The organism is Neisseria sp. P0001.S005, from assembly GCF_051963715.1.
The window spans coordinates 1-15,406 of record NZ_JBQCTZ010000082.1; the positions used below are offsets into that span (position 1 = coordinate 1).

13 protein-coding genes are annotated in these 15,406 nt (G+C 48.4%); 5 read left to right on the plus strand and 8 right to left on the minus strand.

The window, feature by feature from the left end; genetic code table 11:
* The first annotated feature begins 27 nt into the window (after window positions 1-27).
* Window positions 28-918: a succinate--CoA ligase subunit alpha gene (sucD, locus tag ACTHSP_RS11100; RefSeq protein ID WP_002221113.1), complete on the plus strand. Its 891-nt coding sequence runs from the start codon at window positions 28-30 to the stop codon at window positions 916-918.
* A gap of 167 nt (window positions 919-1,085) precedes the next feature.
* Here sucD and ACTHSP_RS11105 read toward each other — a convergent pair whose 3' ends face one another.
* From ACTHSP_RS11105 to ACTHSP_RS11115, 3 genes are read right to left on the minus strand one after another with little or no spacing between them, the layout of a single operon-like run.
* The gene (locus ACTHSP_RS11105) at window positions 1,086-2,324 is read right to left on the minus strand and encodes a GIY-YIG nuclease family protein (RefSeq protein ID WP_314511470.1); all 1,239 of its coding nucleotides are present in this window, start codon (window positions 2,322-2,324) and stop codon (window positions 1,086-1,088) included.
* A gap of 2 nt (window positions 2,325-2,326) precedes the next feature.
* Window positions 2,327-4,465: a helicase-related protein gene (locus ACTHSP_RS11110; RefSeq protein ID WP_440346103.1), complete on the minus strand. Its 2,139-nt coding sequence runs from the start codon at window positions 4,463-4,465 to the stop codon at window positions 2,327-2,329.
* A gap of 46 nt (window positions 4,466-4,511) precedes the next feature.
* Entirely contained in the window at window positions 4,512-7,271 is a 2,760-nt protein-coding gene (locus ACTHSP_RS11115) for a DNA methyltransferase (RefSeq protein WP_440346104.1), read from the minus strand.
* Window positions 7,272-7,541: 270 nt separating this feature from the next.
* On the opposite strand from ACTHSP_RS11115, the gene ACTHSP_RS11120 reads away from it, so the two are divergent.
* The 4 genes from ACTHSP_RS11120 to ACTHSP_RS11135 all read left to right on the plus strand — a co-directional run bounded on the left by ACTHSP_RS11120 (window position 7,542) and on the right by ACTHSP_RS11135 (window position 9,796).
* Window positions 7,542-7,976 carry a DUF883 family protein gene (locus ACTHSP_RS11120; protein WP_003686098.1) on the plus strand — a complete coding sequence of 145 codons (435 nt, stop codon included), beginning with the start codon at window positions 7,542-7,544 and terminating at the stop codon, window positions 7,974-7,976.
* 110 nt (window positions 7,977-8,086) lie between these two features.
* Window positions 8,087-8,494 (plus strand): phage holin family protein, encoded by a 408-nt coding sequence (locus ACTHSP_RS11125; protein ID WP_049329791.1) that lies wholly within the window; start codon window positions 8,087-8,089, stop codon window positions 8,492-8,494.
* Window positions 8,475-8,741 (plus strand): hypothetical protein, encoded by a 267-nt coding sequence (locus ACTHSP_RS11130; protein WP_070645454.1) that lies wholly within the window; start codon window positions 8,475-8,477, stop codon window positions 8,739-8,741. The genes ACTHSP_RS11125 and ACTHSP_RS11130 overlap by 20 nt, the downstream gene beginning before the upstream one ends.
* Before the next feature lie 224 nt (window positions 8,742-8,965).
* On the plus strand, window positions 8,966-9,796 hold the full coding sequence (locus ACTHSP_RS11135) for a phosphatidylserine decarboxylase (RefSeq protein WP_440346105.1): 831 nt from the start codon (window positions 8,966-8,968) through the stop codon (window positions 9,794-9,796).
* An 84-nt stretch (window positions 9,797-9,880) separates the two neighbouring features.
* Here the strand turns inward: ACTHSP_RS11135 and znuD are convergent, their stop codons facing one another.
* The 5 genes from znuD to ACTHSP_RS11160 form a co-directional block, all read right to left on the minus strand.
* Window positions 9,881-12,169, minus strand: a complete 2,289-nt coding sequence (znuD, locus tag ACTHSP_RS11140) for a TonB-dependent zinc receptor ZnuD (protein WP_440346106.1) — start codon at window positions 12,167-12,169, stop codon at window positions 9,881-9,883.
* A gap of 481 nt (window positions 12,170-12,650) precedes the next feature.
* Complete coding sequence (locus tag ACTHSP_RS11145; RefSeq protein ID WP_070461331.1) at window positions 12,651-13,094, minus strand: hypothetical protein; 444 nt, start codon at window positions 13,092-13,094, stop codon at window positions 12,651-12,653.
* Entirely contained in the window at window positions 13,087-13,968 is an 882-nt protein-coding gene (locus ACTHSP_RS11150) for a hypothetical protein (protein ID WP_314511483.1), read from the minus strand. The genes ACTHSP_RS11145 and ACTHSP_RS11150 overlap by 8 nt, the downstream gene beginning before the upstream one ends.
* Window positions 13,969-14,104: 136 nt before the next feature.
* Window positions 14,105-14,590 (minus strand): cupin domain-containing protein, encoded by a 486-nt coding sequence (locus tag ACTHSP_RS11155; RefSeq protein WP_314511485.1) that lies wholly within the window; start codon window positions 14,588-14,590, stop codon window positions 14,105-14,107.
* A 99-nt stretch (window positions 14,591-14,689) separates the two neighbouring features.
* On the minus strand, window positions 14,690-15,406 hold a 717-nt coding region (locus tag ACTHSP_RS11160), incomplete at its 5' end, for a leucyl aminopeptidase (RefSeq protein WP_440346107.1).

The window sequence follows — 15,406 nt, forward strand, 5'->3', positions numbered from 1 at the left end:
CAGCCGTAAACGCCTAAGGAGAAAAGAATGAGCGTATTGATTAATAAAGACACCAAAGTATTGGTTCAAGGTTTCACCGGTAAAAACGGTACTTTCCACTCCGAACAAGCTCTGGCTTACGGCACTAAAGTTGTCGGCGGCGTTACCCCAGGAAAAGGCGGTCAAACCCACCTGAACCTGCCTGTATTCAACACTATGAAAGAAGCCGTTAAAGAAACCGGCGCTGACGCATCTGTAATTTACGTTCCCGCTCCGTTTGTTTTGGATTCTATCGTTGAAGCCGTTGATTCAGGCGTAGGCTTGGTCGTTGTGATTACCGAAGGCGTGCCTACTTTGGACATGCTCAAAGCCAAACGTTACTTGGAAACCAACGGCAATGGTACCCGCTTGGTCGGCCCTAACTGCCCTGGCGTGATTACTCCGGGTGAGTGCAAAATCGGTATTATGCCGGGCCACATCCACACTCCGGGCCGCATCGGTATTATTTCCCGTTCCGGTACATTGACTTACGAAGCTGTGGCACAAACCACCAAACTGGGCTTGGGCCAATCAACCTGTATCGGTATCGGCGGCGACCCGATTCCTGGTATGAACCAAATCGACGCACTGAAACTCTTCCAAGAAGACCCAGATACCGACGCCATCATCATGATCGGTGAAATCGGCGGTACTGCGGAAGAAGAAGCAGCCGAATACATCCAATCCAACGTAACCAAACCTGTTGTAGGTTACATCGCAGGTGTTACCGCTCCTAAAGGCAAACGTATGGGCCACGCCGGTGCGATTATTTCCGGCGGTAAAGGTACTGCCGAAGAAAAATTCGCCGCTTTCGAAAAAGCCGGTATCGCTTACACCCGCAGCCCTGCCGAGTTGGGCACTACCATGCTGGAAGTGTTGAAAGCAAAAGGTTTGGCATAAGACTTAAGTCTTTAAGCTGAATGGAAAAGGCCGTCTGAAGTTTTCAGACGGCCTTTAATTTAAGGGATAAATGGCAGATAAAAATACATTTTTGCAAATCAAACCAATGTTGGGAATGACAGTGCCGAAAGGGCATAAGGATAGAATCCCCTAATTGTTAAACTGTTTTACTTCATCAGCTTTTGAACAATTTTCCCAGTTGTGTTGTCCATTCGGTATTGGTTAATTGTACCGTTGACAATATATTCGGCGGCTTTTTCAATGACATCCAATCCGACATCAAACCATTCGTTGGGAATGTAACTTTTCCCGTCTTTTCCCATCAAGCGGATATTCAGTTTTTGCGCAGCAAAGAAGGCGTGCAATAAACGCTCGAACGTATGCGGATTGATATTGCGGCATTCAAAAGACAATACAGGGACAACTTTGCTTTCCAAGAAAGCAGTATCGTTTTCCGCATTAGCGATTCTGTTTTCCACCGTATCCGTTGTGAAGCCTATTTTGTATAGATTTTTATAGGCGGCAAGTTGCGGTTTGGGTTGAAGCAGTTTGACGATATAAAGGTGTCCAGTTACCAAATCCGGCTGATTATGGGCGGTCAAAATATCCGGCAGGGCTTCAGTATCGGCCAGCATGACTTTTTTACCGTTTTCATCTTTATAGACAGCGCGGGCGAGCGAACGGGTCAAGATATTGGATTCCGTCCCGTTTTCATAAATAACGCGCAACCGTCTGTTTCCTCTTGTACTTTTCCTATCTTCCGTCTCCGCAAAATCAGCGACGTAACACAAAGCCCCGTGTAATAGGAACACATCGCCCGGCTGAAGGAAGGTTTCAGTTTTGAGGCGTTCAAAATGGGCTTTACCGTGTTTGAGCATATGGTGGATTTGTTTGAACCAAGCTTCAAACCGCCAAAAGTCCGCACAGGGTTGCCGTACCGCATTGTCTTCGTCCGTATAGGGAGCCCCATTTATCGTCTTCTGCTGTATGTGTTCTATCCTGAAAATATCCGTATTGCCCACGTCGAGCAGGTTTAAATCATCATTGTTGAAGATGTCTTCCAGCGTAACCACATTTTCAGCTTTGCAGCATTCCGTTTTTTCAGACGGCCTAAGCAGATTGAGCGTATCGTATTGTCGGAGGGTTTCACAATGCTGTTTGTTGTTCAGCAAGGCTTGCCATTTCCTGTCTAAAATTTTCTCATCCAAATTACCGTCTTTATTCGGTAAACGTCCATGCCGTCTGAAAAACGCTTCGACTTCGCCGAATGTTTGTAAAACCATTGCATCGGCATCGGTTTTGGCGGTAATCGGTTTGACATCGGCAAGCAGGCCTAAATCGTCATGATTGAAAATATCGTCCAAGCTGTTGATTTTAGAATCAACGCGCATACCTTTTAGCAACATATTCAGCCCCTTGCCATGCGTTCCGCTTTTTTGTTGCGGATATAGATTAAGGCCTCGCCCATGCGTTTTTCCAAGGGGTCGTCTGAATCTTTGTCAGGCATTCGATTATTGTTGCGAACAAAGTCATTGATGCGCGGCCACAGCATAGCGGCCTCATCTTCCGTCATTTGGATGCGGTCAGCCTGTACATAATCCTGAATCGCTTTCAACAGCGACGCATCCACATTTTTGGACAAGACTTCATATGCGTCCCTGAAAGGATTGACTTCGCGGATTAAATCCACATTCAACCTATCCACATTGATAAATTTTTCGCCGACTTTGACAAAACGGTTGTCAGCAGTTTTGACTTCGCCTGTGTGCAGATTTTTGATTTTCGCGTTGTCAGGCAAATCTCGTTCCCTGACAGTTTCTTCAACAGAATAACTCTGCCCGGCTTCTTGCAACTTAACTGTATCGACAAAAAAATCTCCTTGTCTGACATAGGTTTTTTCGCCTTCGATAAGCGCATTATCGGGCAAATCCTTGCCGTCTTTGATACCGCCGCCCTGGGTTACCGCCATTTTAGTCAGCGTCCCTTGCACGATTTGGTCTTGCTCTTCTACCGACAGCTCGGGGTAGCGGCAGGCAACAATCTTCGGCAGCGCAGTTTCATTGACGGCAGAAGCAGGCGTGTCTTCTTGAATATAGCGTTTGGCATTTTGCGTATCCTGTACCAACGCAGCGATAAGGTCGTCTGAATCCTTATTCAGAATATCGACGACTTTTTTAGAGGCGGGCAGCGTCGTATCGTCGATAATCACATCGCCGGGATTGGGCTGTTCCTCCGGCCTCATATCAGAGCGGCGGCGGAAAGTGATATTGGGCGCCAACACCTGCTCCATCAGCAGCGACAGCGTAATCGCCTTCAAAAGATTATTGACCGACACTTTGACATCTTCATCTGCCGCATCAGGCTGCGCAATCAGATTAGTAAATTGAGCATGGGTTTTACCCTCACAATCCCGAGTGGCGCGCCCGATGATTTGGACGACTTCCGTCATCGAGCTGCGGTAGCCTATGGTCAGCACATGCTCGCAATAGGGCCAGTCGAAACCCTCCTTCGCCATACCCAGCGCAACAATAATATCCATATCATCGCGCGATTTGATATTGCGTAAATATGCCTGAATTAAAGAACGGTCGGATGTTTTACGGTCGTCCACCAAATCCGCCAGTTTCAGCAGCCTGCCGTCATGGGCTTTGACCGTGATGATGCCTGTTTCGCGGTCTTTTTCCACAAATTCGCCCAAGGTGTCGATGATGTGGTCGACTGCTGAATACTTATCGACTGCCGCTTCGCCCGAATTGACGTTGGGAATATGGATAATCGTCTTTTTCGACGGATCGAGCACTTCACCCAAAGCATCGAGATAGCGGCCTTGGTAGAAATGGTAGCCCAATCCCAGAGATTTCAAATATCGGTAGCCGTTGAGTTGTTCGTAGTAGGTGTAGGTTACTTGTTCAAACTTGGCTTCGTCTTCTTCACTCAAAATCGGTACAGCGTCGCCTCGGAAATACGAGCCGGTCATGGCGATAATATGAGCCGAGGAGTTGCGCATGATTTCGTCCAAGACTGCACCCAAACGGTTGTTTTCTTCCGCCGACACATGATGGAACTCGTCAATCGCCACCAGCGTGTCATTAAATGCCCCGACATCTGCGAGTTTGTCGAAAGCAAAGCGGAACGTCGCATGGGTGCAGACCAAAACTTGGTCGTTGCCGCGCATAAAGCGGATAAAGGCATCCACTTTGCCTTGGTCTTTATCGTCGCCGCTGCCTGTGCAGAGATTGTTTTCCGGCTTGACGCGCCAATCGGCAAAAAAGCCGTGTTTCGCCAATTCGGTATCGGCAAACGAGCCGCCGATGGACATTTCGGGTACGGCGATAATCGCTTTTTTGATGCCTTGATGGGCCAGCTTGTCTAAAGCTAAAAACATCAGCGCGCGGGATTTGCCTGAGGCGGGCGGCGCTTTGAGCAGCAGATATTGCGCGTCGCGTTTGGCAAACGCTTTGGCCTGCATTTCGCGCATACCCATATTGTTTGGTTTGGTGCTGTTGCCGGTTTGTCCGTATTCGACGTGGAGCAGGGGGATAGTCAAGATATTTTCCTTTTAAAGACGGTAATGTCGGGGCAAAGATGCCGTTTTACGGCGTTGTTTGGCCGTTGACGGCTTTTTCGTATAAATCAAACAAAAATTCTACGCGCTCCATGCCGTCTGAAAAGGGTTTGGCGCGGTAGAGGCGGTCAACGGCGGCATCGAGGCTGAGATGGGCTTCTTTGAGCGGCGGCGGCATTTTATCGGGATCGTAGAGCTGCGCGAGGGTTTGGTCGGGATAATCGGCGCGGATAAGCAGAATGTCTTCGGCAAGCGCGGCTATGCAGGCTTTTTCAGCTTCGTCGGCTTCGGGCCAAGGAAAATTGTTGTATACAATCGTGCCAGAATAGTTATAGCGACTTTCTAGACGGCCTGTTACCACACGCATCCAATCATTGTGCATGGCAGAATTGAGGATACCGAATTCGTAGAGGCTGGCATTAGGGATCATTTGATTACGGTCGGTACTGATGACTTCGCTATCAAAAAATGCCATCGGGACGTATTCGCGGCGTTCGGAGGATACACGGGGAACGAGGATGTAGTTTCCGGAAGTAGGATGGCGGATTTCACCGAATAAGTGAGGGGTTTCTGCCAATATTTTAGTTTCTTTGCGTTTGCTTTCAGAACGAATAGCGCGCACTTTTTCAATACGCTGATGGATTTCAGGATGTTTTGACGGCATATCTGCTAACTCTTGTTCAGAAATGCCGTTTAGCCAGATACACCAACGCTCTTTACCATTGAGGAATTCTTCGGAGCCTAATAGCCGTTTAATCCATTTTTCTGCTGTAGGGTCTTTTTCCAAAAGTGCATCTTTTTCATATGTGGTCAGAATTAAATGCCCGCCATCATTGGGCATATTACCGAAAACCATTTCGGGTATGTTGCAAATAGGAGTACGTCTAGCTTCAATAGCGAGATTACTCCCTGGAATCAGGTAAGGGCTGATGTTGGCAATGCTTTGGCTGTGCCATTCTTTATCGAGGAGTTTGTAGAGTTTAGGCTGCGCGCTATTGGGGCTGAGGCCGTCTGAAAGATGCGTGGCTTCCAGACCGATGATGACGACGTGGACGGCGGCTTTGTCTTTGGCATTGTTTGCCCACGGAAAGGTCTGGTAGGCAAAGGCGATGCGGTTGCCCAATGCTAAGATAGGGGGCCAGAGGGTGGCGACTTGGTCGCCTTGGCTGATGGAATTGGTGGCGACAAGGGCGAGCTTGGCGCGGCTGGCGCGGATATATTGCGCGCCTTTCCAAAACCAACAGGCAACGTAATCCAAGACACCGTATTTTTTCCAGCCGTTAAAGACAGTGTCCATGTCTATATTTTGTTCGGCATTACGATACTGTTTGCCGCCAAACGGGGGATTACCGACGATATAGACTTCGTCTTCTGCGCGGTTGCCGCGGGGGCAGAAGGCCTCCCAGTCTTCGCGCAGGCTGTTGGCGGCCTTAATGTTGCCGCCGCTTTTGAGGGGCAGGGTGGGTAGGCTGTTGCCCAGCTCGTTTTCGTGGGCAAGGTTCATTTGGTGTTCGGCCAGCCAAAGCGAGAGCATGGCGATTTCGTGGGCGAAGTCATCCAGCTCGATGCCGTAAAATTGGTCGAGGCGGATTTGGCTGCTGAAAATGGCGTTGCTGTCGATTTCTTTGACGGCTTTGAAGATTTCGATTTCGAGGCGGCGCAGTTCTTTGTAGGCGATAATCAGGAAGTTGCCGCTGCCGCATGCAGGGTCGAAGATTTTGATGTTGCCCAGCCGCATGGAGAGGCCGTATAGGGCTTTCAGACGGCCTTCATTGCTGGGATAGCGTTTGAAGATGTCTTGAAACGCCGTCTGAAGCTCGTCAAGGAAGAGCGGCTTGATGGCCTTCATGATGTTGGGGACGGAGGTGTAGTGTTGTCCCAAACGGCTGCGCTGTTTCGGATCTATCACGCTTTGAAACATGGAGCCGAAGATGTCGGGATTGATTTCAGACCAGTTGAGTTTGCCGCATTCGAGCAAAAGGCGGCGGGTGCGGGTATCGAAATCGGGGATGGGCTCGTCTGCCTGGAAAAGACCGCCGTTGACGTAGGGGAAACTTGCGAGATGGACGGGCAGGGATTCGGAACGTTTTTCAGGGGGCGTGTCGAGGGTTTGGAAAAGTGCGGTCAGGACTTCGTCTGCATTCTCGCCGGTTTTGTGCGTATGGCTTTCGATGAGTTTGGTAAAGCTGTCTTTGGGGAAGATTTTGGTGTCTTCGGCAAAAAAGCAGAAGAGCAGGCGGGTCAGGAAGACATTGAGGGCATGGATGTCTTCGGGTTTTTCGAGATGGTTGGTGTGGCGGATTTGGTCGAAAAGGCGCCCCATTTTTTCGGCAGCTTTGGTGTCGGCAGGATTTTCTTCAAATCCACTGCTTTTTTCCAAGCCTGCGAGGGGAAGGAAAAAGCCGTAGTTTTGCGCTAAATCGGTGTAGGCGCATTCAAGGTAGTCGTCGGCTTGGCTATCGTAGGCGGAGATGTTTTGAAAATCGGTTACGATAAAGAAGCGGATTTTGTTTTTGTCGGCTGTGGCGGATTGTTTCAGGTCTTGCAGGACGTCGTATATGTCTGCATCGGGGGCGACGGGTTTGAAATAGAGTTTGCGGCTAAGGGCGATTTCGCCATGCAGGGGCATATCGGCAACGTTGGTGCCGGGGGTTTGGTTTTGCAGTTTGGTAATGGTGGCTTTCGGGGTATCGAACAGGCGCAGGAAGCCATAGATGAAGTTTGCTTTGTCTTCCGATTGTACGAGCTTGGCCAGCCCGTCAAAAAGTTTGGTGGGATTGACTGCCATGGTTGCGACACCTTTGTTAAGAAATTGTAATGATATGAAATTATATCTTTTTTTATCAAAAAAGAATATTGGAATAGGCTGTGTAAAAGGTATTAAAAAAGGCCGTCTGAACTTTTCAGACGGCCTTTTTTAAATTTCATTGGGTGGTTTTCGTTATAGGTACTTAATTTAATTTAATTTAAATTAACATTTATTTGGAAATAAATGGTTATAATGTTATTAACAGGTGAACAATCTGTGACCATATCAATCTATATCAAGGAGAGAAGCATGAAAAAACACGATTTTGAAGCACGTCGCGAGGCTTTGCTGAAAGACATCCGAGAAGTGATGGATGATGTGGAAGAATTGTACCGCAATGGTGTTGAAGCCGGTTCGGAAGAGGGCAGCAAAGCCCGAGCCAAATTGGAAGAGAAATTGGCTGTGGCTAAAGAGCGTTTGAGCCGTTTTGAAGAAGAGGCCGGCGAGCGTCTGCGCCATCATGCCGAGCGTGCGCGTGAAAAATACGAGCAGTTTGAAGAAGCGGCTCAGGAACGTTTGAAAGAAGGCAAAGAGCGTTTTGCCGAATTTGAAGCCGATGCAGGTGCGCGTTTGAAACGCGGTGCCAAACACGCTGATGAAGTGGTGCATGAAAAACCATATTATGCGATGGGTTTTGCCGCATTGGCCGGTTTGGTTGTCGGTGTGTTGTTGAACCGCCGTTAATGCGAATATGTTAAGGCCGTCTGAACAGGCGTGCACATGAAATCATGGATTTCATTGCGCTGTGCAGACGGCCTTAGCCTTATGTTTCCTAAGAAAAAAGGATAATCGAGATGGGAATTCGCCAGCGTTTTGAACATGGCAAGGCTTTGTTGAATCAGGGCGCGGATTTGCTGCTGCTGCGTTTGCAGGTATTGGGCTTGGATTTGACGCGTCAGGCGGAGAATGTGTTCCGGTTGGCGATTTGGCTGGTGTTGTCCGGCGCATTGTTGATGGTGGGCTTGGTCGGTTTGCTGTTCGGATTGAACCGCGTGCTGTCGGATGTGGCCGCTTTGTGGGTATTTTTCGGCATTTTCTTTGTAAGTCTGCTGATTATTGCTGTATTGTTCCGCAAAGTATCGGCGGACTATCGGGAGCAGGGCAGTCGCGTGGCTGAAACCTTGCAGGATATTCGATCGGACATTGCGTATTTGCGCGGTGAGATAGATAAGGATGCGGACGATGAAGCAACAGGAGTATGAAGAAGAGCGCGAGCTGCTGCTTTTAGAAGCTAAGCTGGTGCGGCTGCGGATTGAAGCGGAAAATTTGAAACTGCGTAAAGCGGAAGAAAGCAAAACACGACAGGGCAATCAGTTGATTAAGCTCGCAGATGTGGCGTATCAGTTGAGCCAAACGCGTTTGCTGTCTCAACGCGCTTTGTTTTCTACATCGCGCCGTCGGCATTGGATTTGGCTGGTATTGGCGGTCATACTGGGTTTGTCGAGATAATCGAGGGCAGTGGTTTGGTCAAAATGATATTTGCGGAGAGTTGTTGGAGCGTGTGAGCCGCTTGTTGAGGACGCTGCGTCATTGTGTTGCCGAACTGAAACTTTATCTATGTTGAGTATTTTTTACAAAGGACACCGGCCGTCTGAACATTTCAGACGGCCTCAATGTTTGGAGTTTCAGATATAATGGCGACAATTTTGAAATTATTAAATGAAGGATAAGTGATGAACCGTTTGTATCCCCACCCGATTATCGCCCGTGAGGGCTGGCCGATTATCGGCGGCGGTTTGGCTTTGAGCCTGCTGGTGTCGATGTGTTGCGGCTGGTGGTCTTTGCCGTTTTGGGTGTTTACCGTATTTGCTTTGCAGTTTTTCCGCGACCCTGCGCGTGAAATTCCGCAAAATCCTGAAGCGGTGTTGAGTCCGGTTGACGGCCGTATCGTGGTGGTCGAGCGCGCACGCGATCCGTATCGTGATGTCGATGCTTTGAAAATCAGTATTTTTATGAACGTGTTCAACGTGCATTCGCAAAAATCGCCTGCCGATTGTACAGTAACGAAAGTGGTCTATAACAAAGGCAAATTTGTGAATGCGGATTTGGACAAAGCCAGCACGGAAAATGAACGCAATGCGGTTTTGGCGACTACGGCTTCTGGTCGTGAAATTACTTTTGTTCAAGTGGCCGGTTTGGTGGCGCGCCGTATTTTGTGCTACACCCAAGCAGGTGCAAAACTGTCTCGCGGCGAACGTTATGGCTTTATCCGCTTTGGCTCGCGCGTGGATATGTATCTGCCTGTCGATGCGCAGGCGCAAGTGGCGATTGGCGATAAAGTTACCGGCGTAAGCACTGTATTGGCACGTTTGCCGCTGACTGCGCCGCAAACTGAATCTGAGCCTAAAGCCGTAGCTCCACAAGCCGCTCCAGTTTCACAAGCGACTCCGGCTTCTCAAGCTGCTCCGGTTGAGACAGTGGCAAGCCAATCTACCGAACAGCAGCAAATCGAAGCAGCAGCGGCTAAAATTCAAGCGGCTGTGCGCGATGTGTTGAAAGATTAATAGTCAGTTTTAAATGATTGGTTAAAACAAGAAAAAGGTTTTCAGACGGCCGTCTGAAAACCTTTTTTGTTTGCCTGTCCGATTTTAAAACTTCACGTTCACGCCGCCGGTAAAGCTGCGGCCCATTTGCGGCGTATCAGAGAGGAAGCTGCTGTGGGCGTAAACGGATTGGTTGAGCAGGTTGTCGGCTTTGACGTACCAATTCCACTCGCCATAGCGCGTATTGCGGCGGTAGTTTGCACCGAGGTTGAGCATATGGTGTCCGGGCGTACGCGTTTCGTAGCGGGCGAGTTTGTTTTGGGCGAACACGCGGTAGTAGTCCAAGTTGGCATCGATGCGGTCGGTCAGCGAGGCTTTCAGGTGAACGCCAAGGCGCGCAGCCGGAACGCGAGGGGCGTTTTGGTCGTCCTGTGCAATGAAAGGACGGTTGCCGTAGGCATCTTCCCTGCCAGGCAGGGACGGCAGGTTTTTCAGACGGCCTCGTACATAGTCGCCGGAAACGCCGATACGGTAGCGCGGTGTCGGTTTGAAGTAGATTTCACCTTCCGCGCCGTAGAAGTCGGCGCCGGATTGGTTGTAGCGCACGAGCTTCATTTCGCTGTCGTCTTCGATGGATTTGGGGCCGCGTCCGTCGTTTAAGGTTTGGGCGTAGATGTAGTTGCCGAAGCGGTTGCGGTAGAGTGCCAGATTGTATTGCCAGCGGTCGCCTTCATAGCCCAGCGCGAGTTCGATGTTGTTGGAACGCTCTTTGTTGAGGTGTTTGTTGCCGACTTCAAAGGTGTTGGTGGCAACGTGTTTGCCGTGTGCGTACAGCTCTTGCGTTGACGGCAGGCGTTCCTGATGGGAGGCGGTCAGGCTGAGTTTGTGGTGTGGCGTGAAATACCAGTTGCCTGAAAGTGCGAACGAGCGGGCGGTTTGGCGGTGCGCACCGAGGTCGGGCAGGGGTTGGTTGTAGTAGTTTTCCCGATTAATCAATGCTTTGTCGTACTGGATGGAGGCTTTTTGTTTTTCCACGCGTACGCCGCCTTCAAGCGTAAAGTTGTCCCAGTTTGCCTGTTCTACACCGAAAAAGCTGTAATGGCGCACATTGTTGTCAATCAACATCGGTTGTTGGACGGTTTCGGGAATGGCGGAAAGCGCGCTGGACTTTTGTCCCAAATATTGCACGCCCCAGCTGCCTTTCAGACGGCCTATGGGTTGGTGGCGCAACTCGATGCGGGCGTTGTGTGTTTTGTTGTTAAAGAAGTTTTCTACTGCATCGCCTGCTTTTTCGTCGTGGTGGTAGTCGTTGCGGTTCAGGTGTACGCGCAGGGTTTCAAAACCTGGGAGCGGCTGCTTCCATTCGGCGCGGAGTTCGTAGCGTTTGTTGCGCAGGTCTATCCAAGGTTTGCCGTTGTGAGCATGGGCGTGTGCATTATCATCGTCGTGGAAGCCGCAGCTCAAGCCTGGATTGTCGTAATCGACGTCTTCTTCGGTCAACAGGTGCGGATAAAGCTGTAAATAGCGTTTGTTAATCAAACTCTTTTGCCAAATAATGTCGGCGTGGCAGTCGTCGTAGAGATGGCTGTGGGCAGGCAGGCCGTAGCGGTCGCGACGGTCGCTGTACGCTACGCCGAGAAAACCTTTATCCCCAACCCAAGACAGGCCGATGCTGCCTGTTTTTGAATCGGCATGGCTGTCGGGCAGTCGTTTCAGATGACCTTCTTCTTTTTGATAGCGCGGTACGGCGTAATCACCCGATTTACGGTACAAGCCTTCGGTATGCAGCACGAAGTTGTTGCCCAAACCGATATTGATGCCTGCGGATGTCAGTTTTTCCAAATTGCCGCTGCTCAAACGCAATCCGGCTTCGCCCGATACGCCGTTTTCAGGCATTTTTTCGGGGATTTTTCCATCGGCAACATCGACCAAACCGGCTACATTGCCCGAGCTGTACAAGAGCGTAACCGGGCCGCGCAGGATTTCGACCTGTTGCGACAAAGCGCTGTCCACCATCAAGGCATGGTCGGGAGAGAAATCCGCCATGTCGCCCGTTTCGCCGTGATGGTTCAACACTTTAATCCGTCTGCCTGTTTGACCGCGAATGACGGGAGCAGACGCGCCGCCGCCGTATTGCGAGACATGAATGCCCGGTACGCCGTCTAAAGCATCGCCCAAGTTGACGGCTTTTTGGCGCAAGGTATCACCGGAGATGATTTTGTCGGAGGCGGTCGAAGTGTGCAACAGCCCCGAAGTGGCGCGCGTACGGCTTTTGCCGACGACGGTAACCTCGTCCAAGTCAACCGACTGCTCGGTTTCATGCGCTTGGGAGAGGATGGGGGCGCTGATTAAAAGAATAGATAAAACAATGGGCTTGAGTGTGGTTTGTGTCATTTTAGTTTCTCATCATATTTTGAAAGGCTGTTATTATATAACATTTCATCATTAATATAACAAGAATTTAAGAAGTAAATCGCATTTGATGCTGAAAAACAGTCAAGCCAAAGCTCATACAAACAGTGAAAAACCAAAGGTCGTCTGAAGCCCAATATCTTGAAAATGATAAAAAAGACGGAAACAACGGCAGCGCACCATCCCCCCGTTTGCTTGGAACGAATCATGCTGCCTAAACAGCAAAAAAGGTCGTCTGAAAACGTAATATGGTTTTCAGACGACCTTGTCGGTTTGATAACTGCTATTTGGCGGCTTGGGCGGTTTAGATCGGGAAAAAACGCGCTTCGTAATTTTCGATGTTCAAATAAGTTCAAGGGATTTAGACATAAAAAGTCCTTAACAGTTGGTTAGACATTGTATAAATCAATGTTTAACCAACTGTTAAGGGGTGCTTGCTGACTATTTAACAGATACTAGAAAGTTATTGATAAAATTCTAAAACAGCTTTAGCAGTGTCATACAATATAAACAATGCATAAATAAATACTGTTAATAACAAAATTTCCAAACTGGCATTAATAATAGTCGGATTCCAAGCCCAATCTATTTTTTTCGATAAAATAGAAAGAACTAGACCACTACCTATCAAAGCAATTTGTTCACGAATAGACAACAACATTTGTGATTTGGTAGCACCAAAGATTTCATTAACTTTTTTTTGATGTTCTCGACTGATTTCATACATTTTTGACAAAATGACAGCTATTGTTGCAGTGTTAATAGCCATCAAAGTAACCAGAATATTGAGCAAATTGTCCTGCATGAATTCTCTGACAAAAGAAATCCCAAATAATGCTTGAATGGCACAAATAACCACAGCAATGACAAAAGATTTGGCAAAGGTGTCAGCAATAGTTTTAATCATTTTCTCTACAAGAATCTTGAATTTTGTCAACAAGGTTATAGGGGTGATATTCAATAGTAATCTCATCAACCGTTAAACTAGAGTGTTCAGTTTTGACGTTGGTAATTGCTTTGACACCTTTATACTTTACTCTAATATTTCCACCTCCTTTACTGCTGTAATCTACCAGTTCAGGAAGTTGCGGCATACTGGGTGAAATATTCAAAGTACCATTTTCGGGAGCAGTCAAAGTCAATTCTGTTGTGGCAGAATTGGACATTTTAGCTATGGCTTTTAATTCTTCACTTAATGACTGAGAAATAGAAGCCATGTTAGGTGTAACTATTTTGAAGATAACCTTTTCTAAGTTGCGACCTTCAATAAATTCCCAAAAGGATTTCTTATCAAATATCGGATTGATTTGCACATTTAAATTATGAATAGCAAGTATTTCATTTAAACGTTTTTCCAAGGTTGCTGCTAATGAATTAGTACTATGAAATGCTATTGGTCGATATTCAATAGCAATAATTTGTTGCTCTGGGTCATTCCAAATAAGTACAAACGCACTTGGCCAATTTTCTTCGGAAACCGATTCAAAATTTTCTGTTTCTCTCTTCAATCGCTTACGTGTAGCAACTTTAAATACAAAAAGTTGCTCACTTTCATCTGCATGGGTACTTGGGAAAATTTGCTTAATTCTTATCTTTCTAGCCGTTTCTTCATATAAATTCAAATCACTCTGCAGGATAAGATTATTAAAGGCTTCGATAAAAAATGCATTTTTATTTTGGATTACTTCTTCAACTGTCATATCCCCAAAAGGCAGACGTTCTTGAATGCGTTCATTCGGAATAATTTGATAGCGATATAAGTGAAAAAGACGGTTAGCCATAATTGATTGAACTCAAGAATAAAACAAGTTCAATCATAACATGATTTAATATAGAAACAATGGTTACTCTAACCCGATTACAGTACCTGAAGCAGCCGAAATCTTGTGTCTAGGTTTCGGCTGTTGGATAAATGGGTTATTTTGTAAAGGTCTTAGCTTGGGCAACAGCAGTTTCGGCAATCAGATCAAGGAAGACCAACGGCTTTTTGCCGATATTTTTGAGTGCGTGGGACTGGCCGGGGCGGGTGATGGTAATGTCACCGGCGCCGACTTCGGTTTGTTTGCCTTCGCTGTCGGTAAACAGGCCTTTGCCGGATACGATGATATAAACGTCTTCATTGCCGGTATGTTTGTGTTGGCCAATGGAAGCACCCGGCGGTAATGTGAGCCAGCCGATTTCTTTGAATGCGTCTTGGTCGGCGGTTTGATGGCGCGTGAAGGCAAAGCTGCCGAGCAAGGGACCTTGGCCTCCGGCTGCGTTTTCGCGGTTCCATTCAGCTAAGTCGGCTTTTTTGTACACTTGGATGCTGCGGTCGGTGGGGGTGGTTTGTTCGGCGGCTTGAGTGTTTAGAGATGTACCGAGCAGAAGGGCGGCAGATAATGCGGCAAATAGTGGTTTCATGGTGGTTCTTCGTTTGTCAGGTTGAGTCAGATAATGCGGATTCCGTTTTCAGACGGCCTGCGGGGTTGAAACGATTAACCCCGCAGGCTCCCCCAAGATTTATTTCACATTGCGCAGATAGTTCAACAATAAAGGAACAGGGCGGCCGGTCGCGCCTTTTTCACCGCCGGATTTCCATGCGGTACCTGCGATGTCGAGGTGTGCCCATGGATAGTCTTCGGTAAAGTAAGACAGGAATGTTGCGGCGGTAATCGTGCCTGCACCCGGCGTGCCGATGTTTGGAATGTCGGCAAAGTTGGATTTGAGTTGGTCTTTGTAGGTCTCAAAGAGCGGCAGTTGCCATGCTTTGTCGTCCACGTTGCGGGAAGCGGCCAGCAGGCTGTCGACCAAATCTTGATTGTTGCCCATTACGCCGCTGACGTCATGTCCCAGGGCGATGATGCACGCGCCGGTCAGGGTGGCGACGTCGATGACGGCTTTGGGTTTGAATTGTTCGGCGTAAGTGAGCGCGTCGCACAAAATCAGACGGCCTTCGGCATCGGTGTTCAACACTTCGATGGTCAAGCCTTTCATGCTTTTCACAACGTCGCCCGGTTTGTTGGCTACGCCGGAAGGCATGTTTTCGCAGGTGGCGACGACGGCAATCAGGTTGATCGGCAGTTGCAGTTTGACGGCGGCGCAGAAGGTACTGATGACGGTTGCCGCGCCGCACATGTCAAACTTCATTTCGTCCATGTTTAGGCCGGGTTTGAGGGAAATGCCGCCGGTGTCGAAGGTAATGCCTTTGCCGACCAATACCACAGGCGCGGCTTCTTT